Annotated in this window: 17 protein-coding genes; 6 read left to right on the top strand and 11 right to left on the bottom strand. The window is 62.5% G+C overall.

Annotated features, from left to right (window positions below; genetic code table 11):
- Positions 1 to 42: 42 nt before the first annotated feature.
- The 3 genes from AC5RVD_RS03245 (at position 43) to AC5RVD_RS03235 (ending at position 4,110) form a co-directional block, all read left to right on the top strand.
- Entirely contained in the window at positions 43 to 996 is a 954-nt protein-coding gene (locus tag AC5RVD_RS03245) for a zinc-binding dehydrogenase (protein WP_494125953.1), read from the top strand.
- 939 nt (positions 997 to 1,935) lie between these two features.
- Positions 1,936 to 3,162 (top strand): acyl-CoA dehydrogenase family protein, encoded by a 1,227-nt coding sequence (locus tag AC5RVD_RS03240; protein WP_494125952.1) that lies wholly within the window; start codon positions 1,936 to 1,938, stop codon positions 3,160 to 3,162.
- A 30-nt stretch (positions 3,163 to 3,192) separates the two neighbouring features.
- Positions 3,193 to 4,110 (top strand): alpha/beta hydrolase fold domain-containing protein, encoded by a 918-nt coding sequence (locus AC5RVD_RS03235; protein WP_494125951.1) that lies wholly within the window; start codon positions 3,193 to 3,195, stop codon positions 4,108 to 4,110.
- A gap of 717 nt (positions 4,111 to 4,827) precedes the next feature.
- On the opposite strand, the gene mftF is transcribed toward AC5RVD_RS03235, so the two are convergent.
- The 11 genes from mftF to AC5RVD_RS03180 form a co-directional block, all read right to left on the bottom strand.
- Positions 4,828 to 6,321, bottom strand: a complete 1,494-nt coding sequence (gene mftF / locus AC5RVD_RS03230) for a mycofactocin biosynthesis glycosyltransferase MftF (RefSeq protein ID WP_494125950.1) — start codon at positions 6,319 to 6,321, stop codon at positions 4,828 to 4,830.
- The gene (locus AC5RVD_RS03225) at positions 6,318 to 7,109 is read right to left on the bottom strand and encodes a mycofactocin-coupled SDR family oxidoreductase (protein ID WP_494125949.1); all 792 of its coding nucleotides are present in this window, start codon (positions 7,107 to 7,109) and stop codon (positions 6,318 to 6,320) included. Before AC5RVD_RS03225 ends, mftF begins: the two co-directional genes overlap by 4 nt.
- Entirely contained in the window at positions 7,106 to 7,795 is a 690-nt protein-coding gene (gene mftE / locus AC5RVD_RS03220) for a mycofactocin biosynthesis peptidyl-dipeptidase MftE (protein WP_494125948.1), read from the bottom strand. Before mftE ends, AC5RVD_RS03225 begins: the two co-directional genes overlap by 4 nt.
- Before the next feature lie 7 nt (positions 7,796 to 7,802).
- Complete coding sequence (mftD, locus tag AC5RVD_RS03215; protein WP_494125947.1) at positions 7,803 to 9,104, bottom strand: pre-mycofactocin synthase MftD; 1,302 nt, start codon at positions 9,102 to 9,104, stop codon at positions 7,803 to 7,805.
- 59 nt (positions 9,105 to 9,163) lie between these two features.
- Positions 9,164 to 10,408 carry a mycofactocin radical SAM maturase gene (gene mftC / locus AC5RVD_RS03210; RefSeq protein ID WP_494125946.1) on the bottom strand — a complete coding sequence of 415 codons (1,245 nt, stop codon included), beginning with the start codon at positions 10,406 to 10,408 and terminating at the stop codon, positions 9,164 to 9,166.
- Entirely contained in the window at positions 10,405 to 10,686 is a 282-nt protein-coding gene (gene mftB / locus AC5RVD_RS03205; RefSeq protein WP_494125945.1) for a mycofactocin biosynthesis chaperone MftB, read from the bottom strand. The genes mftC and mftB overlap by 4 nt, the downstream gene beginning before the upstream one ends.
- Positions 10,686 to 10,784 carry a mycofactocin precursor MftA gene (gene mftA / locus AC5RVD_RS03200; protein ID WP_494125944.1) on the bottom strand — a complete coding sequence of 33 codons (99 nt, stop codon included), beginning with the start codon at positions 10,782 to 10,784 and terminating at the stop codon, positions 10,686 to 10,688. Before mftA ends, mftB begins: the two co-directional genes overlap by 1 nt.
- 97 nt (positions 10,785 to 10,881) lie before the next feature.
- Complete coding sequence (locus AC5RVD_RS03195) at positions 10,882 to 11,193, bottom strand: 2Fe-2S iron-sulfur cluster-binding protein (protein WP_494125943.1); 312 nt, start codon at positions 11,191 to 11,193, stop codon at positions 10,882 to 10,884.
- A 110-nt stretch (positions 11,194 to 11,303) separates the two neighbouring features.
- Positions 11,304 to 12,515 (bottom strand): cytochrome P450, encoded by a 1,212-nt coding sequence (locus tag AC5RVD_RS03190; protein WP_494125942.1) that lies wholly within the window; start codon positions 12,513 to 12,515, stop codon positions 11,304 to 11,306.
- Between the two features lie 425 nt (positions 12,516 to 12,940).
- The gene (locus AC5RVD_RS03185; RefSeq protein ID WP_494125941.1) at positions 12,941 to 14,215 is read right to left on the bottom strand and encodes an NAD(P)/FAD-dependent oxidoreductase; all 1,275 of its coding nucleotides are present in this window, start codon (positions 14,213 to 14,215) and stop codon (positions 12,941 to 12,943) included.
- 370 nt (positions 14,216 to 14,585) lie between these two features.
- Positions 14,586 to 15,398: a mycofactocin-coupled SDR family oxidoreductase gene (locus tag AC5RVD_RS03180; RefSeq protein WP_494125940.1), complete on the bottom strand. Its 813-nt coding sequence runs from the start codon at positions 15,396 to 15,398 to the stop codon at positions 14,586 to 14,588.
- A gap of 250 nt (positions 15,399 to 15,648) precedes the next feature.
- On the opposite strand from AC5RVD_RS03180, the gene AC5RVD_RS03175 reads away from it, so the two are divergent.
- From AC5RVD_RS03175 to AC5RVD_RS03165, 3 genes are all read left to right on the top strand, one after another.
- Positions 15,649 to 15,942, top strand: coding sequence for a putative quinol monooxygenase (locus AC5RVD_RS03175; protein WP_494125939.1), 294 nt, complete (start codon positions 15,649 to 15,651; stop codon positions 15,940 to 15,942).
- Between the two features lie 544 nt (positions 15,943 to 16,486).
- Complete coding sequence (locus AC5RVD_RS03170) at positions 16,487 to 16,966, top strand: flavin reductase family protein (protein WP_494125938.1); 480 nt, start codon at positions 16,487 to 16,489, stop codon at positions 16,964 to 16,966.
- Between the two features lie 41 nt (positions 16,967 to 17,007).
- Complete coding sequence (locus tag AC5RVD_RS03165; protein WP_494125937.1) at positions 17,008 to 17,799, top strand: SDR family NAD(P)-dependent oxidoreductase; 792 nt, start codon at positions 17,008 to 17,010, stop codon at positions 17,797 to 17,799.
- Positions 17,800 to 17,895: the final 96 nt, after the last annotated feature.

Below are 17,895 nucleotides of genomic sequence, written 5' to 3'. Positions count from 1 at the left end.
GTTCATAAGTGTCCACAAATTACGAAACGAAGGGTAGGAACCATGAAAGCATGGGTATTCAATGGAGTCGGTAAGCCTCTTGAACTGCAGGACCGGCCCGACCCCAAGGCCAAGCCGGGTGAGGTCGTAATCGACATCAAGGCAAGCGGTCTGTGCCACTCGGATGTGTCGGCCCTCGACGATCCGAACTGGGCCCCCATCTTCCCTAACCTCCCGGTGGTACTTGGGCACGAGCCGGCGGGCGTCGTCTCGGAAGTAGGCGAGGGGGTCACCGGTCTCAAGGTCGGAGATCGGGTGGGGATCCCCTCCGGACCACCGAACCTCAACGGGTACACCCGCGACGGCGCCTATGCGGAGAAGACAACGGCACTCGCCCACGCGGTCGTGAAGGTTCCCGACGGCCTGGACTTCATCAACGCCGCGGCGGGCACGGATGCCGGGAACGTGGCCCACCACGCCGTCGTGGCCCGCGGACTGGTCGCACCGGGCCAGAAGGTCGGCATCATAGGTATCGGCGGCCTCGGGCAGATCGGCGCGCGGATCGCCGTCATCAGCGGGGCCGAGGTCTACGCCGCGGAACCCAAGGAGAGCGTCTGGCCCATGGCGGAGTCGCTCGGCGTCGTTAGATGCGTGAAGGACATCCGCGAGCTGGCCGATGTCGGGCTCGACACGATCATCGACTTCGCCGGCTTCGGCACGACGACGACCGGGGCGATCGAGGTCATCAAAGATGGCGGCCGCGTCGTTCAGGTAGGCATGGGCCGCCTCGTCTTCGAGTTCAATACGAATCTGCTTATCAACAAGCAGATCGACTACGTCGGATCCATGGGTGGGGGCGTGGAGGACTTGTCGTCCGTCTATGAGCTCATGGCCTCGGGGCAGCTGGCCCCGAAGGTATCCACCGTCTCGTTTGCCGACATCCCGGACGGCCTCGATCAACTGCGTCGCGGCGTCGTGCAGGGTCGACTGGTCGTTGATCTGCAGTCCGGCATCTAAAGCGTACTCCGGGCGTGGCCGTCGTGCCGATGGGTACGGCGGCAAGATGGCTTTCGGATGGAGGTCTCGCTGCGGCGGATTCCTAACAGAACTGAATTTTTAGTCCAACTTTCGGGGAGCAGTTCAACAACGCCGGCCCTTTCTGTTTAACTCGCCCTGAACGGTCACGCCTGACGTTCACCCGCACCAGGGCAATGGGGGATGAACGGGATGCACCGACCAGAGCAAGGGCTCCGCCGACTACTGCCGAAAAAGAACCCGGCCCGCCGGCGGCGGGGAGCCGGCCGCGTTGAGGCTTGCACCATGGGGAGTTTCTCCGACCCGGCCCGTGCGCTACGGAGCCTGTGCACAGCCGCCGCTTACCCAGGGTGACGGTGCGCTGAGGTGGTGACGTGGTGGTTGTGTGCTGGCGGTCAGGTGGGTCCCGTCGTCCACAATGGCCGGTGCAGGACTCTCACCAGTGGCACGGTTGGTTGCCTTCCTGCGCCGGGTTGCCGCCCCTGATTCGAGGCCGAGCTTCTTTAGCTCTTCGGGACTGGTGAGCGACGATGTCGCGCGCAAACTCGGCCTTGGTCGGATAGTGGTAGTGCAGGCTATCTTGGGAACGCCGGCACGCGCGGAAATTTCCGACAGCGATGCACCGGCGTAACCATGGTTTGCGATCCCGCCCGCCGCAGCGGAGAGAAACGGCGTGCGCGTCGCGATCCCCTGGCTCCGGCGCTCGGCCATTCACATCGTCGCCTCCGCGCTTCATATAACAGGATAGGGGCCCACCTGATTATTATAATGATGACATTGATTTAAATACAACCGTGGGGTAATCTGCGTCACATCGGCTTGGGGATAAGCCGATAGCCGCGGGCTCTCAACCGCGGTTCCACCCGAGTGCGGCGGCTGCCCCCAGACGTCGATGCACTCACCGGAGAGGAGTTCTGGACCATGACGACTACGACAGCCGAACGGCAACTCACAGAGGACGCGAGCCCCGACGAGAGGGCGAGGAAGTGGATTGACATCGCCCGATCCCTCGAGCACCTCGTCGAAGAGGACCGTGAGCAGGCGCGGAAGGACACCGTCATCACTCCGCGGGTCGTGAAGGCGTGGAAGGACGCGGGACTCTACCGTGCGCAGCTGCCCGTCGAACTCGGCGGCGCGGGGATTGACTATGCGACTGGGATCCTCATCATGGAGGAGATCTCGCGCCAGGACACGTCGGCGGGATGGGTGTACGGTGTGAGTGCGAGCGGCACGATGCTGGCGGGCTCCTTGATCCCCCGCGAGGGCTTCCTCGACATCCTGGGCCCCGATTCAAACGGGCTCGCCTGCGGGTTCGCTAACGGTAAGCCCCCGGGGACTGCGCGCAAGGTAGACGGCGGGTACGTCCTGAAGTCAGAGCCCATGCCGTTCGGCTCGGCGACGCAGCACGTCGACCGCGTCACCTGCATGGCCGTGATCGTGGATGACGACGACCAGCCCATCCCGGGTGATGACGGACAGCCCGTCGTGCGCATCATGTACCCCTCGGTCGAGCACGTCGAGTGGCTGCACAACTGGACCGCCTCCGGCCTCGCGTCGACCGGATCGGGGCACTACTTCGTCAAGGAACACACGATCGAGGATCGGTTCGTGGCGACCGACGACACGAGCACCTACTACGACTATCCGGCATTCCGGCAGGGCTACATGGGCCCCGGCTACACCTCGCACGTCGGGGCCGCCCTCGGCCTGGCAAAGCGGTTCATTCAGGAGGTCGCACAGCTCACGGTGAACAAGCGTCGGGGGATCGTCCCGGTGCTCGACGAGTACCCGCTCTTCCAGTTCGAATTCGTGCGCATCGAGGCCGAATACCAGGCCGCGCGAGCCTTCGCGCTCAAGGCGTACGACGACGCGTGGGCCGCAGCCGAACGCGGCGCGTTCACCGACCTGCACGTCTCGCGGATCATCCAGTCGTCGACCCACCTGCACCGGGTTCTCGAAACCATCGCGTCCACCGCTCGCCTCTGGGCCGGATCGGCGGTGATCCCACCGGACGGAGTGCTCACGAGGCTGAATGCCGATGCTGCCGTGCTGATGAACCACCTGCTCATCGACCCCCAGCACTATCCCGAGCAGGCGCCCGCCTTGCTGGCCCTGTGGCGCGATGACGCACAGCCCAAATCCTTCTGAATCCGAATCCCAGATCAGGAGATACGCACGATGAACACAATAACCGCCGAGAAGCGTCACGCGCTCAACACCCTCTACCGCTACTGGAATGACCGCACCGCAGGAATCGACGAGACCGGGTTCGGACTCATCCGCGACCTCTACACCGGCTGGGCGAGGTACGCGCCCGAGGCACCCGGTGTCAGCTACGAGTCAGTCACCGCAAACGGGGTCCCCGCGATCTGGGCGATTCCCCATCACGAGATCGAGGGATCGGCCGTCCTGTACACGCATGGCGGAGGATTCATCGGCGGTGGGATCGATAGCCACCGGAAGCTCGCGGCTCACGTGGCGGCGGCGTCCGGGCGGCGCACGTTGCTCATCGACTATCGACTGGCTCCCGAGCACCTCTACCCGGCGGCGCTCGATGACTCGGCCGCGGCGCTCGACTGGCTAATCGATCAGGGATACGCGGCTGCTCGCATCGGGTTGGTGGGTGACTCGGCTGGCGGCCTCCTCGCGACCCGCCTCGGCATCGTCCGCGCACAGCAAAACCGCCCACAAGTGGGCGCAATCGTCGCGATGTCGCCGTACTATGACCTCGAGGGCAGGGGCGAGTCGTTCGACCACAACCGGGAGAACGACCCGATCGCTAGCCGCGAAGGAATCGCCCAGAACCTTGCCGCGTTCCTTCCCGAGGGCGCGACCGCATCGGATGCCGACGTCAACGTGCTGCGAGCGGACCTGACAGGTCTGCCTCCCGTATTCGTGTCGTTCGGTGGGTTTGAGGCGCTTGCCGACGGAGGCACGATGTTCGCTGAGCGTGCACGCGCAGCCGGCGTCGAGGTCGTGAACGAGGTTCTCGAGGAAATGGACCACGTTCCGCAGTTCCTCGTCGGGTACGCGCCGGAGGCGACCGCATCGGTCGAGGCGATGGGCGCGTTCCTGCGCGACCACCTCGCCGGCTGAGAAGGACGTGATCATCCCAATGTGCGATAGGGCAACGCCGTCATAAACATCGGCGTCGGCCTCGATACACCCGCTGCCCAGATCGCCCGATAGGAATGAGTCCGAGCGAACCTATCGGGTGATCTGGGAACGGAACCTCTAAGGCGCATCTACCGCGAATATGCCCGGTTTGATGGGGAAGCGCATTATCCCCTTTCTCACTGTTCCGCGTCCACCGAGCATGTTCCCCTGCAAGGCAGCTGGCCAGGGTTCAGCGGACATCCGGGAACTGATTGCGATCACCGCACACAGATTGCGAGGACCGCAATCAGTCAAAGCCCACCCCCAGGTCAGACCCTGAATAACGGGCCGCCAGGACACCTCTCCAGGGCCGCGTGCACCCGCACGAGGACATGCCAACAGAGAAAGCCTTGGTCTGGGCGGCCCAGGGGAGAGGCAGTCGCTTTATCCGATACTCCGCGACGTGCGAGAACTGCACATCGTTCATCCCTTACTGGCACCCCTGCGTATCACGTGAAGGCGTAATCCTGGCCATAGCGATATTCGGGGACAGTTGTGTAAGGCAGGGAGTTATTCGTTTATGCGCGGTGCCGAGCATCTTCATTTCCTGCAAGACAGGCGGTCTTACCACCAGGAGATGCGGAGGAGGGCTCCACTCGTGTCACCTCGAGTGGATAGGACTCGACCTCTAAGGCGGTCGACGGCTGCTTCAGGGGGTTATACAGCATCGTTACTGGACGCCTCGCACTCCATCGCCTGTAATGCATCCGCACCACGACGCGGTGGCGAAGATCTCGCTACGTTTCCGACCCATCGGATAGTCAAGCATCGGGCATCGAGACGGCGTAAGGCTCCCCCCCATAGGCCAGTTCCGTAGGCCAGGTCGTCCAGGCGGCGGCAGATAAGCGCGGTGAGTGGGCCGACACCTGAACGTTTACGGAGGAACAGCACCAGATCGACGGCGACGGCTGTTACCAGAGCACGTCGGACCGGTTGGCAGAATAGTGCTGCTACGGCAGCAATTGGCCACCAGTGGCGGAGCAGGAGGTTGCCCTCTTGGCGCACTGCCCAGCCGAGGCCGCGAGCTGCCAGCCGGGCGGCGATGAAGCCTGTTCCGTTGACCGCGGGCAAGCTGGTGCGCAGGGACCAGGCGGTCGTAGCGACGACGGTCGCGGCGACCGGTATCGACCACCATCGGCGCTGGAGGACCGCCGCGGCACCGAGTGCCATGGGGACGGACAGGACCGCTGGGGCTACCTTGTCACCGTGGTGTGCGGCGAGGGCCGCGCCTCCCGTGCCGTAGAGGACCTTTCGGCCAAGCCAAGCCCGCATACTTGGACGGATGTCGTGGCGGACTTCGACTGTTGGGTCATACCGGACGACATGGCCGGCCTCAATCAGCCGCCAGACGAAGTCAACGTCCTCGGCCACCCGCCACGAGCTCTGAAAGCCGCGGCCGAGAAGTTGCGTGCGGCCGACCAGGCAAGCTGAGGGAAGCCAGCCGACTTCGGAACCGGCACGGACCTGACTGCCAACTTTTCCTAAGTCAAGGGACGACGCTGCGACGTCGTACCGTTGGAACCAGCGTGGCTGATCCGTTCGGGCGACGCCGGTGACGCGGGGTCCGACCAGAGCAAGCTGGGGGTCTGTGCAGTGGCGTGCCAGGTTCAGCAGTTTGCTGGCGTCGGCCTCGACGTCGGAGTCGACAAAGGCTACGAGGGGGGTAGCGACGCCGGCGAGTCCGGCGTTCCTGGCGCCGGCGGGACCAAGGTTCGTGGGCAATGAGATGAGCCGTGCGCCGTGTTCTCGGGCGACCCTTGAGACTGCTGCAGGCTCCAGCGAGGCGTCATCTACTACGACTACCTGAAGTGGCGCGAGCGCGGTCAGGCAGCGGTCCAGCTGTTCGGCCCGGTCCCGTACCGGGACGATTACCGTGAGGTCTGCGGCCGATACTTCGATCCGATCGAGTACGGGGACAGCCAGGTTCCCGTCAAGCAGTCGGCGGGCGAGCGATTCCGTGGCCGCGTCTTCCACGACCAGCCGCCCGTTGGCGAGCATGCCGCGTGCTCGTGCTCCGAGCCGTACGGACCGGATAGGCGACCCACCGACGAGGAGCCCTCCGTTGTCGGCGATGATCAGGTCGTCTCTGAGCCGGATCTCGAAACCCTTTGGCAGCGTTCGCCGGCCAATAGCGGCGGTGGCGATGGTCATCCTGAAAATCCGCCATCGGCGTGGACAACCGAACCGTTGAGGGCCGCAGCCTCCCGGCTGCAGCAAAAAGCGATGGTCGCGGCCACATCGCTTGGCTCGAGCAGCCGTTTCAGCAGCTGATGGTCAGCGAAGGCCTCGACGTCCGGCAGGTCATAGACCGTGCTGGTGGCGGCCAGCATCGGTGTCCTCGTCGAGCCCGGTGACACCGCGCAGGCCGTGACGCCGGTGCCGACAAGGTCAGCTGCGAGGCCCTTCACGAGGCCGACCACGGCATGTTTGGCGGCGTTATAAGCCGCCAGTCGGAACAGGCCCTGGTGGGCGGCGGCCGAGGCGATGGCGACGAATCGGGCACCCTGGGGGGCCGGGCCTTCGAGGAGAGCCGGCACCGTGACGGCGGCGGTGTTCCATACCCCCCGCACGTCCACGTCCCACATCAGCTGAAGCTCATCGTCGGGTGTTTCCCACAGCGGTTGACCGCCGACTAATACGGCTGCCGCGGCGACAGCGGCGTCCAGCCGTCCCCACCGTTCGACGGCGAGGTCGACGGCTGCTGCGAGTTCCGCCCGGTTGCGGACGTCCGCGACGTGACCGACGACGGTTCCGGCCGGGGCTTCTGCCACCACGCCGTCGAGATCAGCCTTGGTAGCGAGGGAGTACGGGACTCCTGCCCGCTCACCCTCGCAACCGTCGACCGCGAGCACTCGGTGGCCGTCTGCGACAAGCCGGCGGACGGTCGCTGCGCCGATGCCGCGTGCTGCCCCCGTAACCAATACGACGCGGGAGTTCATCGCGAAGCTTCTAGCGAACCAATAGCTCTGACCACGTTCCGCACCATCGTGGCCAGCACCGCAGCGCCCTCATCCGTGGTCGCACCGGCCGGATCGCCGAGAACGCCGTTAGGTGAGACAGCCTTGATGCCTCCCTCCATCATGAGTGGGAGCAGCTCGCGGAGCGGCGCCGTGTTACCGGCCTCGGCCCGCTCAAGTCGGACATCCAACGGTTTTAGGTGCAGCATGAGGGACGTCTCGGTGCGTCCTGCATGAAGATCCACATCCTCGGTCGCGCAGGCGACCCAGGCGACGTCATGGCCCTCGTCGGCAAGCTGGCGGGTAGCGTCCCGCAGTGCGGTGGAGTTGCCGCCGTGCGCATTGACGAAGACGACCCGCCGCGCCCAGGTACGCACCGACCGGGTGAGCTCAACCAGCACCGTCCGCAGGGCATCGGTGCCGATAGAGCAAGTACCGGGGAAATCCTGGTGTTCGCCGCTGGAGCCGTAGGCCAGAGCCGGCGCTACCACTATCTGCTCACCCGTCGCGCCCAGCGCCTGGGCGGCCGCGGACGCGACAGCAGTCGCAATGACGGTGTCGGTGTCGAGCGGCAGGTGAGGCCCGTGCTGCTCGGTCGAACCGACAGGCACCAGCGCGGTCACCGCCGGCGGGATATCGGGTGAGGCGATTGATGAGAGCGCGGTCATTGGCCGGTCAGCGGTTGGTCTGAGCCGGCTCGGGGACGCCCGGAGCCCGGTCGAATCCGTCCGCGATGAGCAGATGCTCGGGGCGCAGATCAGCGGTAGAGGACAGCGACAGTCCGCGCAGGGCAGAGTCGACACCACCGGAGAGGACGTCCAGAACGTTCTCGACCCCAGCCTGTCCGTTGGCGGCAAGCCCCCACAGGTAGGCGCGGCCGATGAGGACTGCCTTTGCCCCCAGGGCGAGGGCCTTGACCACGTCGGAACCGCGGCGGACGCCGCCGTCCATGACTACATCGATCTGGTCTCCCACCGCTTCAGCGATAGGGCGGACCATGCGGATCGCGGCCGGGGTGCCGTCGAGGTTGTTACCGCCGTGGTTCGATACCGAGATGCCAGCGACGCCGGCGTCGACTGCGCGCAGGGCGTCGTCGACACGGCAGACGCCCTTGAGAACGAACGGGGTCCCGGAGATCTGCTGCCAGGTTTCCCGCATCCACGCCACGTCTTCCCAGCTGGGTGGCGGGGTGGTCATCCACTCGTAGTAGGCGCCGAAGAAGGTGGGTGCGGGGCCCCAGGACGGCTTCGTCGGTGTTTCCCCACCCGGCGCAGCGGTCGGCGCATCGCCTCCTGGCGGGGCGAGGTTGGGGGCGGTGAGGTCGGGAAGTTTGCCGGTTTCGCGGAACTGCTGGCCGAATTGCCAAAGCCACCGCGGCTTAGTGGCGACCTTGGGGGCCAAGCGGACCATCGCCTTGAAGTTCATTTTTTCCGGGATTTCCGGGCTGCCCCAGTCGCGGCCCATCGAGAAGGACCAGTCGAGTGTGGCGATCAGGCCGGCGACGCCGGCAGAATGCGCGCGTTGCATACGCTGGATCATCGTGTCCCGGTTGCCGGTCCAGTACATCTGGAAGAAGGTGGTGGCCCCAGTGGCGGTGACGTCCTCGACTGACTTAGAGGCGAAGTTTGACAGGCCCATGATCGTGTTCCGTGCGGCCGCGGCCCGGGCGACCGCGACCTCACCATCGGGGTGAACGGCCTGCACGCCGGTGGGACTGATGATGACCGGCATGCCGATGAGCTGGCCGAATACGGTCGTTGCCTGGCTGCGCTCGGGCTGTTGGCCGACGACGTGGGGTGCAAGTCCGAGTTCGGTGAACGCTGCCTCGTTGTCGGCGATGCTCTGGCCACGCTCGGACCCGGCAACCAAGGCACCGTAGACCGGCTGCGGGAGGCGCTTACGGGCGCGCTGATGCGCGACCTCGACAGACTCGAACCAAGGGTTCTGCTTCCAAGGATTCACGATCTTCATTTGCATGCTTTCAGGGTCGTAGGTGCAGTCCGGCGTCGTTTCTGGAAGACGTGGACGGCCAAGGGTCAGAGGGCGGGATCGAAACCAGCGAGGGGGCTCTCCGCACATGGAGAAACCGGCAGCCTTTCCGGGCGGCGGGTCAGAAGTTGCAGCATCACGGGCTGGTTGCGGGTCGGATTGGCCTTTGAATGGTCCTTACTTGCCTGCGGAATGAGGCGGTCGCCTGCTAGGGCCTGCTCGCCGTACCCTTGGACACACTCCGGGTCTGGTCCATCCAGGGGCAGACCGGTGAAGAACTTCGCGGCCATGCAGCCACCGCGGCAGGCATCGAAGAACTGACATTTCGTGCACGCGCCGCCAGTCTGGGGCGAGCGCAGGTCTTGGAACAATGGGGAGGTTTGCCAGACCTGCTGGAAGCCCCCGTCGGCGAGCAGGTTGCCGGCCAGGAAATTGTCGTGGATGGCGAATGGACAGGCATAGACATCCCCGATCGGGTCAATCAGGCAGACCACACGTCCTGCCCCGCACAGGTTCAGGCCAGGGAGCGACTCCCCGAAGGCAGCCAAGTGGAAGAACGAGTCGCCGGTAAGCACGTCTTCGCCGTGGGCCATCAACCAGTCGTACAGTTCACGCTGCTGCTGTGGCAACGGATGCAGTTCATCCCAGACGTCAGCCCCCCGCCCCGACGGGCGAAGACGCGTGAGTCTCAGCGTGGCACCGTACCTATCGGCCAGCGCCTTAAACTCGTCAAGCTGGCCGATGTTCTGCCGGGTGCAGACCACGGAGATCTTGGCGTCCTTGAAACCTGCGTCCTTGAGGTTTTGAAGGGCCCGCAGCGCGGTGTCGTAGGAACCGGGACCGCGGACGTAGTCATTGACCTCTGCCGTCGCTCCGTCCAGGGAAATCTGGACGTCGACATAGTCGGTGGCGGCGAGGAACCGTGCCCGCTCAGGATTGATCCGCACCCCATTGGTGGAGAACTTCACTCCCACCTGGTGGTCGACGGCGTACTCCAGAAGCTCCCAGAAATCCGGACGGATCGTCGGCTCACCGCCGCCGATATTGACGTAAAAGACCTGCATGCGCTGCAATTCGTCGATGACTGCCTTGCACTGATCCGTGCTGAGTTCGCGTGGGTCCCGTCGCCCGGAAGAGGACAGACAGTGCGCGCACTCGAGATTGCAGGCGTACGTCAGTTCCCAGGTTAGGCAGATCGGGGCGTCCAAGCCGTACTCGAATTGCTGCACGAGTGTGCCGGTTTGGGGCCTTTCCGGTCGATGCGTGGGGTGGTCAGCCAAAATAGTCGTCATGCTTCAGGTCCCTTCCGGGGGCGGATCATGTCGGTTGCCGCAAGGCCGCGCAGCGCCGCCGCGTAGGAATTGTGCTGGGAGGCAGGGACGCCGGCCGACTCAAGTGCGCTCCGGACGTCCCGGGCCGAAGCAAGGCCCCGGACAACGGCGACCAACTCAGGTCGCTTGAGGAACGTCAGCTTCCGGTTGCCGAAGTGGTAGGCCAGCGCCCCGAAAGGCTCGGGCCGCAGCGCTACCGACGGCGAGAGCATCCACGGCTCTCCCAGCAGGGCGTCCATCAGTAGACGCCACACATGCCGTCGATCGAGACCTCCTCGATGAGATCTTCAGTGGCCAACTCGCTGAGCTGATCCTCGCCCGAAATGTCAGGGTTCATTGTGGTCCTCCTTTTTACTGTGATTTTGGGCCTACCAGCGTTGCGTTAGAAAGATTGACGCGCGGAAGGCAAAGCAGATCGCGAGATGCGTCCAGCCTCAAGCAACGATGACGCGCAGGCCCTGGAGGGCAGGGGTGACCTCCATCTGGCAACCGAGCCTGCTGGTCGGCTTGACTTCGTCCACAAGCGCCCCGAGCATCTCAGCCTCGGCTGTCGTGCGGGGTGGAGGTGCGCTGCCAACGGTATCGGCGACATACACATGGCACGTTCCACAAGCCATTTCGCCTCCGCATTCGCCTTCGACGCCCGGGATGTCATGGTTGACCGCCACGGTCATGAGACTTTGTCCAACGTCACCCTCGACGTCGTGCTCGATGCCGTGGGGATCAACGAAAGTAATTGTCGGCATTGCTTATTCCCCTCTAAGTTGTTTTTTTGATTACGGATCTTAAGTGCTGTAGCGAATGGAACACCAAGGGATCGGGCTCGCATTGACCCGGCAGGCGTCTGGTATGGATTTCAGGAAGGCCAGCGCAGCTCGAGCGACGTGAGTCCCGCAACGTGACCTACAGCGATCTGGAGCGGATCAGTTGACTGCAGCGAAAAGTCGGGAATCCTCTTCAGCCACTCTTCGAGAAACACCTTCAACTCGCGTCGAGCAAGATGCTGTCCCGGGCACACATGATTTCCTTTGCCGAACGCGATGTGTTTCGACGACTCGCGTTCGAAGTCCACCGTGAACGGGTCTGAGGTGATCGACGCATCGGTGCCATACAACACCGTCGAGGCGAGGATCATATCGCCGGCACGAAGCTGAGCGCCGCTCATCTCTGTGTCCTGAACGACTCTGCGCCCGTTAGCGACCATACTGTGGCGACGCATCAATTCCTCGATTGCCGGCTTCACAAGCGCGGGGTTCTCGGTGAGCTGCTTGCGATGCCCTGGATTGCGGGCAAGGAAGAGCGCAAAGAACCCCAACATATTGACCACGGTGTCGAGCCCCCCAAGGAGCACATTCATGGCCAGCATAAGAGCTTCGGTCTCGGTGATTTCGCGACCATTTACATCCGCTGTGACGATCGCCGACAGCAGATCGTCACCGGGGTCTTGCCGGCGCTGCTCCATCCAGCCCAGCAGGTAGCCTTCAAGTGCTTTCTGCGCGTTCAGACGCTGCTCAGCGTCGCTGGAGCGAGTGATCTCTTCTCCGTATCCCCTCAGCATTTCTCGATCATCTTGCGGCAAACCCATGAGATCAAGGAAGACGGCCACCGGCAGAATGGCCGCAAATTCGCTGACAAACTCGCATTCACCGCGCGCGAGGAACCCCTCAATCAGCGAGATCGTGAGCGCACGCGCCCTGTCCTCTACCGGTTGGAGATTCTTCGATGCAAGGAACGGAATAATGATCTTACGAAAGTCCAGCTGCTCTGGAGGGTCCATCTCAAGGGGGATCAGCTGGGCCGTTCGATTGACATTCGCCGGGATATAGATGTCGATTGCCGAGAACCTGGAGTAGTCGGATAGCACTGTAGCCACGTCCTCTCCCCCGAGAGGGACCCAGTGTCCGCCATTTCGGGGCGTCCAAAAGATTCCGCCGGGAGCCTTTTCGCGAAGCCGCTCCCATTCAAGTTGTAGGTCGTCGAAGCTCGTACCGAAGTTGAACCAGTCAAAGTCGATGACGAGTTCGGAGGGGACATGGGTCGGTCGGGAGAGATCTTTCGTTGCCGTCATTGGTTTTGCCTTCCTGCTGCTTTCTGGGGAATGTAAATTGCCGTCTCGGGGCAAGCAGAGAGCTCGCCGTCGCTTTCTCCTTGAGATTCAAGGTCGAGAGTTGAAGTAATTGTGATTTATATCATATAAATGATTCGCGAGAAAGAGTCATGGTGGCGTTGAACGGTGGAAGCGCGCGATTCAGATGGGTCCTGATGGGGCGTTCCTCGAGAAGAAGATGGCTAAGAGGACGTCTCGAGCGGCTGCGGGGGAGAGTGGCGAGTGCCCGCTGGGTTTGCCTTCAGCAAGGAGTAGGCCGACTGAGACGCCTCCCGCAGGCCCTCCGACGGCGCTTTAGGGCCAGGCAAGCCGCATGAAGCATGCGCCCGATTGGACTACGCCGTGCGATGCATGCTCCGCTCCAAGGGCCGTCCCGTTCAGCGAGATCAGGTCCGGCTACCGCCAGCTCCCGTTGTGAAGAGGGGCGTAGGGTGTGGAAGGGCGCATTCCCGAAGCGGTCGGGCGTCGTCGGCGAGAGCCTCAGCGGCGACTTGCGCACGTTGCTTGACCAGGGCGGTTCCCTGAGCGAAGTCCACAGGACTGTTGACCGAGTCGATTGCGACTAACCGGCCCGCTGACAGATAAAGGACCGAGAAGGATCCGCCCTCGCGGTCGCCGCGAATAACCATTTGGTCATACCCTGACATCAGCCCCGCCGTCTTGAGCTTGACATGGTACTGGTCCGACCAGAACTTTGGGACCTCATCATTCGCGGCAGGCGCACCCAGCAGATCCGAGGCCACGACCTTCGCCTGTTCATTTGCATTCTGCACCGATTCGAGACGAATCCGCCGATTAGGCGCATAAGGATTAACCTGGCTGGTGCAGTCCCCAATCGCGGATACGGCGGGCAAGCTGGTCCTGCATTGCTCGTCTACCTCAACACCGTTGCCGCAAACCGCGCCGGCCGCTGCCAGAACCTCCGTGTTGGGGACAAGACCGACCCCCACGATGACAAGGTCGGCGGGCACCACACGGTCACCTAGGACCACCGACGCCACGCGTCCGCCACCTTCGGTGAACTCCTTCACCGTCGAGCGCAGCAGGACGTCCACACCGGCCTCAATGTGCACGCGCTGGAAATATTCGGAGACCTCTGCGGATGTCACGCGCTCCAGCACCCGGTCGGCTGCCTCGATGACCGTCACGTCCATCCCGAGGCTACGGCATGCCGCGGCTGTTTCTAGCCCTATATAGCCCCCTCCGACGAACACGACTCGGGAAGCCTGCCGCAGCTCCTCCTTGAGCGCTAGAACATGGTCCAGCGTACGGACCTGATGCACGCCCGGAAGCTCGCCTCCGGGGATGGCCAGGGTGCGCGCACGGCCGCCGGCCGCCCACACCAGGCGACCGTAGGAAAACTTTCGGCCAGTGGAGGTGACCACCGTGCGTTCGTCCGGACGCACTTCTAAAACCTCGTTCCCCAGCAGGAGTTCAACCGGCGAACTGGCCCAATACTCAGCCGTCCGCAGTGGCAGGGATTCCAGCGATTCGACATCGAGAAGAAATCCCTTGGATAGCGGGGGCCGTTTGTAGGGCAGAGTCGTCTCCCCGCTAAGTAGTGCGACGGACCCCTGAAATCCGCCTTTTGTCAAATACGCCGCCAAGTTAACACCTGCGTGGCCGGCTCCGACGATCACTACATCGTGGTGCTCGTTCATGTGTCCATCCTTAGCTGTAGTTTGGAAAATTCGGGCGAGCGCCATTGCCTCTACTCGCTTGAAACGGTAGCGAAGAGGCCGTCCTGCTCGAGCCTGGCTTAGGCTGGCAGCAGAGCCTGCCATCGGTGCGCACGTCACCGATGACAAGGACACCGATCAGCTCAGACTCTTCCTCCATAGGCCGGCACGCAGTCAAACCACTCCACCAAGTTCAAGTGCACCAGCGGCTTTACGCGGTCCCGGTCGATGAGCCCTCGCGAAGTGCTCCTTGAGGTTCGGCTTCACCGGCCAAGCGCATGAACCATTTGAAATGCGCGGTTCGGGTCGGATGATCCTGGTGATATCTCCGAGGCTGGGGCTCTACCTGGGATTAGAACTCAGTGACACCGGCATCAGGGGCCAGCTCGTGGGCAGTCATGTACTTTGACTCATCCGAGGCCAGAAAAAGGACTGTGTCAGAGACATCCTCGGGCTCCGTGTGTTCAACGGGCAAGAGGTTGGTGAACATGCCGCCAAGCCGCGGATCATCCTCGATGGCAGGATTGAGTTCCCCCAGCAGCCCCTCGCTCATCATAGGGGTGTTGACCCCCGTGGGGTGGACGCTGTTGACCCGAATCTGATGCTTAGCGAGCTCGGCAGCGAAGGCCTTGGCCATCCCCCGCACCGCGAACTTGCTGGTGGTGTACGGCACCATGAACGGCTGCACCTTCAGCCCCGCGGCGGAGCTGATCACGATGATTGAACCGCCGCCAGCCTTCACCAAATAAGGTGCGCCGACCATGATGGTGTTCCACACGCCGTGGACGTTGATCTCGATCGTCTCGTTGAACACTTGTGGCGTTACCTTGTTCCAAGCTGCGGGGATACATACTCCGGCGTTGGCCACAATTATGTCCAGGTGCCCCAGTTCCGCGACGGCCTGGTCTACCGTCCACCGCAATGTATCAAGGTCGCGGACGTCGACTTCAGCGGCGATAATCCGCTGCCCCAGGGCTTCGACCAGCGCTACCGTCTCCTTGAGGTCCTCCGACGTCGCATGGGGATACGGTACCCCTGGCACCTTCGAGCAAATGTCTACGGCGATGATATGCGCACCTTCTTTGGCAAGTCGGATGGCGTGGGAACGCCCCTGTCCGCGTGCCGCACCCGTGATAAAAGCAACTTTTCCTGCTACTCGGCCCATGTTCGCGTCCTTCTTAGTTTGTTTACCATTGTGACTAAAGTTACAATGATGGAGACCTTAGCGGAACGGTCGAGGCGAGGCAAGGGTAGCCCTGAATTGCCCTCGTTTCAGGGTCGGATCCACCGATTGAAGTAGGGAGTCCACATCACTGTGGATGGCAGTCCAGACTCGGGTGCATTGTGAGCAAATAAAGTTTGCTCACTTCCGAGGCGGCCTAACTTTCCCTGGTCCAACTAATGCAAGGAAGCACATGTCTATTACTGTTATCGCGGCCCTCACGTTCAAAGCTGAAAGCCTTGACGCTGTGGAGAAAGCCGTAGGGCGCACACTCGAACCTACTCGTTCGTTTGAGGGATGTCTGGGAGTCGAAGTCCTAGTCGATCAAGCAGACAAAACGCGCTGGCTGCTGGTTGAGTCATGGGAATCGGCCGAGCACAATGCCGCTTATCTGTCCTACAGGGCTTCCCAAGGCGTCAAATCCGAGCTCGCGCCCCTTCTCGCGGGCCCGCCGTCTCTCACAAAATACGATGCCTGGCGCGTCTGATTTCCGCGCCGCTATCTTCGGGGGAGGCTCTGGCGGCCGAAAAGCCCTGCCGCCCCGTAGCGTCTAGCTCAGCTTCCATGCCCAAGCCTCCGTCATTAGAAACCATCCGTCTGTCTTGACGACTTCGACTCGGCACCCGAGCGGACGGACTCGTGCTCGGATATGCCTAGAGCGTGCGCCGCAGCCGTTGGTGTCCTGTCTTCCCAGACCATTTGCCGCCGCTTGCTTCCGGATAGCATGCGAAGCGCATCGGTAATCGTAAGAGGATGCATTGGACGCAAGGCAGAAGGAAGAGTCCCACTGAACGTGCCGTCGCCCAGGCTGCCATCTGGAGTTTCGGAGCAAAAAATCCGGCGGGTTCGGATTTGGGTGTCGCGACACCCCCGCTCACAGTGAGAGTTACAAAATGTTCTTGTCCCATTAATCATGTATATGATAGACATCATAAGGCGATGGGGACCACAGCGTCTTTTCGATGATCTGGATGCCGACGCTTAGTGCCGGTCTTGGAGGTACGGAGAATAATGAGTTTGAGGAGAGGGCCATGGAAATCGACGCGCGGACGTTCCGAAATGCATTGGGGCAGTTGCCCACTGGGGTAATCGTGGTGACGGGTTGGAGCAACGGACGCCCGGCCGGAATGTCCTGCAATTCGTTTACTTCGGTGTCACTGGAACCGCCTCTGGTTGGGTTCTTTCCGGGGAAAACTTCTACCACGTGGCCGGGAATCAGAGAATCTGGGCAGTTTACGGTCAATCTGCTAGCCGACGGCCACGAATCTCTCGCCCGCGAATTTTCACGTCCCGGGATCGACCGGTTTGCCGGGGTGACCTGGCGTGAGTCCTTCAGCGGACCTCTGCTAGAAGAGGCAATGTGCTGGATCCAGTGCGAGATTTCCGAAGAATACCCGGCCGGCGACCACACGGTTGTTCTAGGGCGGGTCTGTGCAATTGACTATCGTGACGACAACCGGTTGCCGCTGGTGTTCCACCGCGGAAGCTACGGCACTTTCACCACTGTTTAGCGTTCGGACAGACCATTACAGAAGCTATCAAAGGAGATTTGGTGAAGATTCCGGATTTGGCAGGCCAGGCGGCCTTTGTCACCGGCGCGGCCAGTGGCATCGGTCGCGCTATCGCTATCACCTATGCCGCCTTCGGCGCCAATGTGACGTGTGCCGACCTCGATGAGGTCGGCGCTAAATCGACAGTGAGCGAGATTGAAGCGGCCGGCGGTGATGCAGAAGCGGTGCGGCTCGATGTCGCAGACCGGAATGCGGTTGACCAAGCCGTCGATGCCGCGGCAGCGCGCTGGGGGCGATTGGACGTGCTCTGCAATGCGGCCGGAATCTTCATCGACGTGACGCCGTCCTCCGCATCAGACTCCGAGCTCAACAGGGTCATGCAAGTCAACTATATGGGCTCAATTTACACCTCGCAGGCTGCAGTTCGGCACATGCGCCGGGCAAAGTCGGGTTCCATCGTCAATCTCTCCACCGGAGGCCTGGACAGGCCGAGACCTGAACAGTTTGCTTATGTTGCCTCGAAGGCAGCCGTAACCGAACTGACCCGCTGCTTGGCGCTCGAAGTCGGAGCCGACAACATCCGGGTCAACGCCATCGCAGCAGGCTATGTCGATACCCCCATGATCAGACGTAACTATGTCGATGGTAGTGGCGGACTGGATGAGGTCCGCTGGGGCGAGACTCTTGACACTTACAGAAGTTTCTCGCCGCTGGGAATGGTGGGAGAACCGATGGATGTCGCTTGGGCCGCTTTGTATCTGGCAACCGACATGGGCAGGTTCACCACCGGACAGACCCTGCGGCCCAATGGCGGGTTCGTCATGCCCCGCTGACATCAGAGCGTACCGACCGCTCTACCCAAGCGGAGGCTGATGCATCTATCCGCAACATCGGCGAATTTCTGCGCCAGCGCCTGGCTTAGCTTGACC

The sequence above is a fragment of the Arthrobacter sp. THG-b23 genome (assembly GCF_059091265.1).
This window is presented reverse-complemented; position numbering and strand designations above follow the sequence as displayed.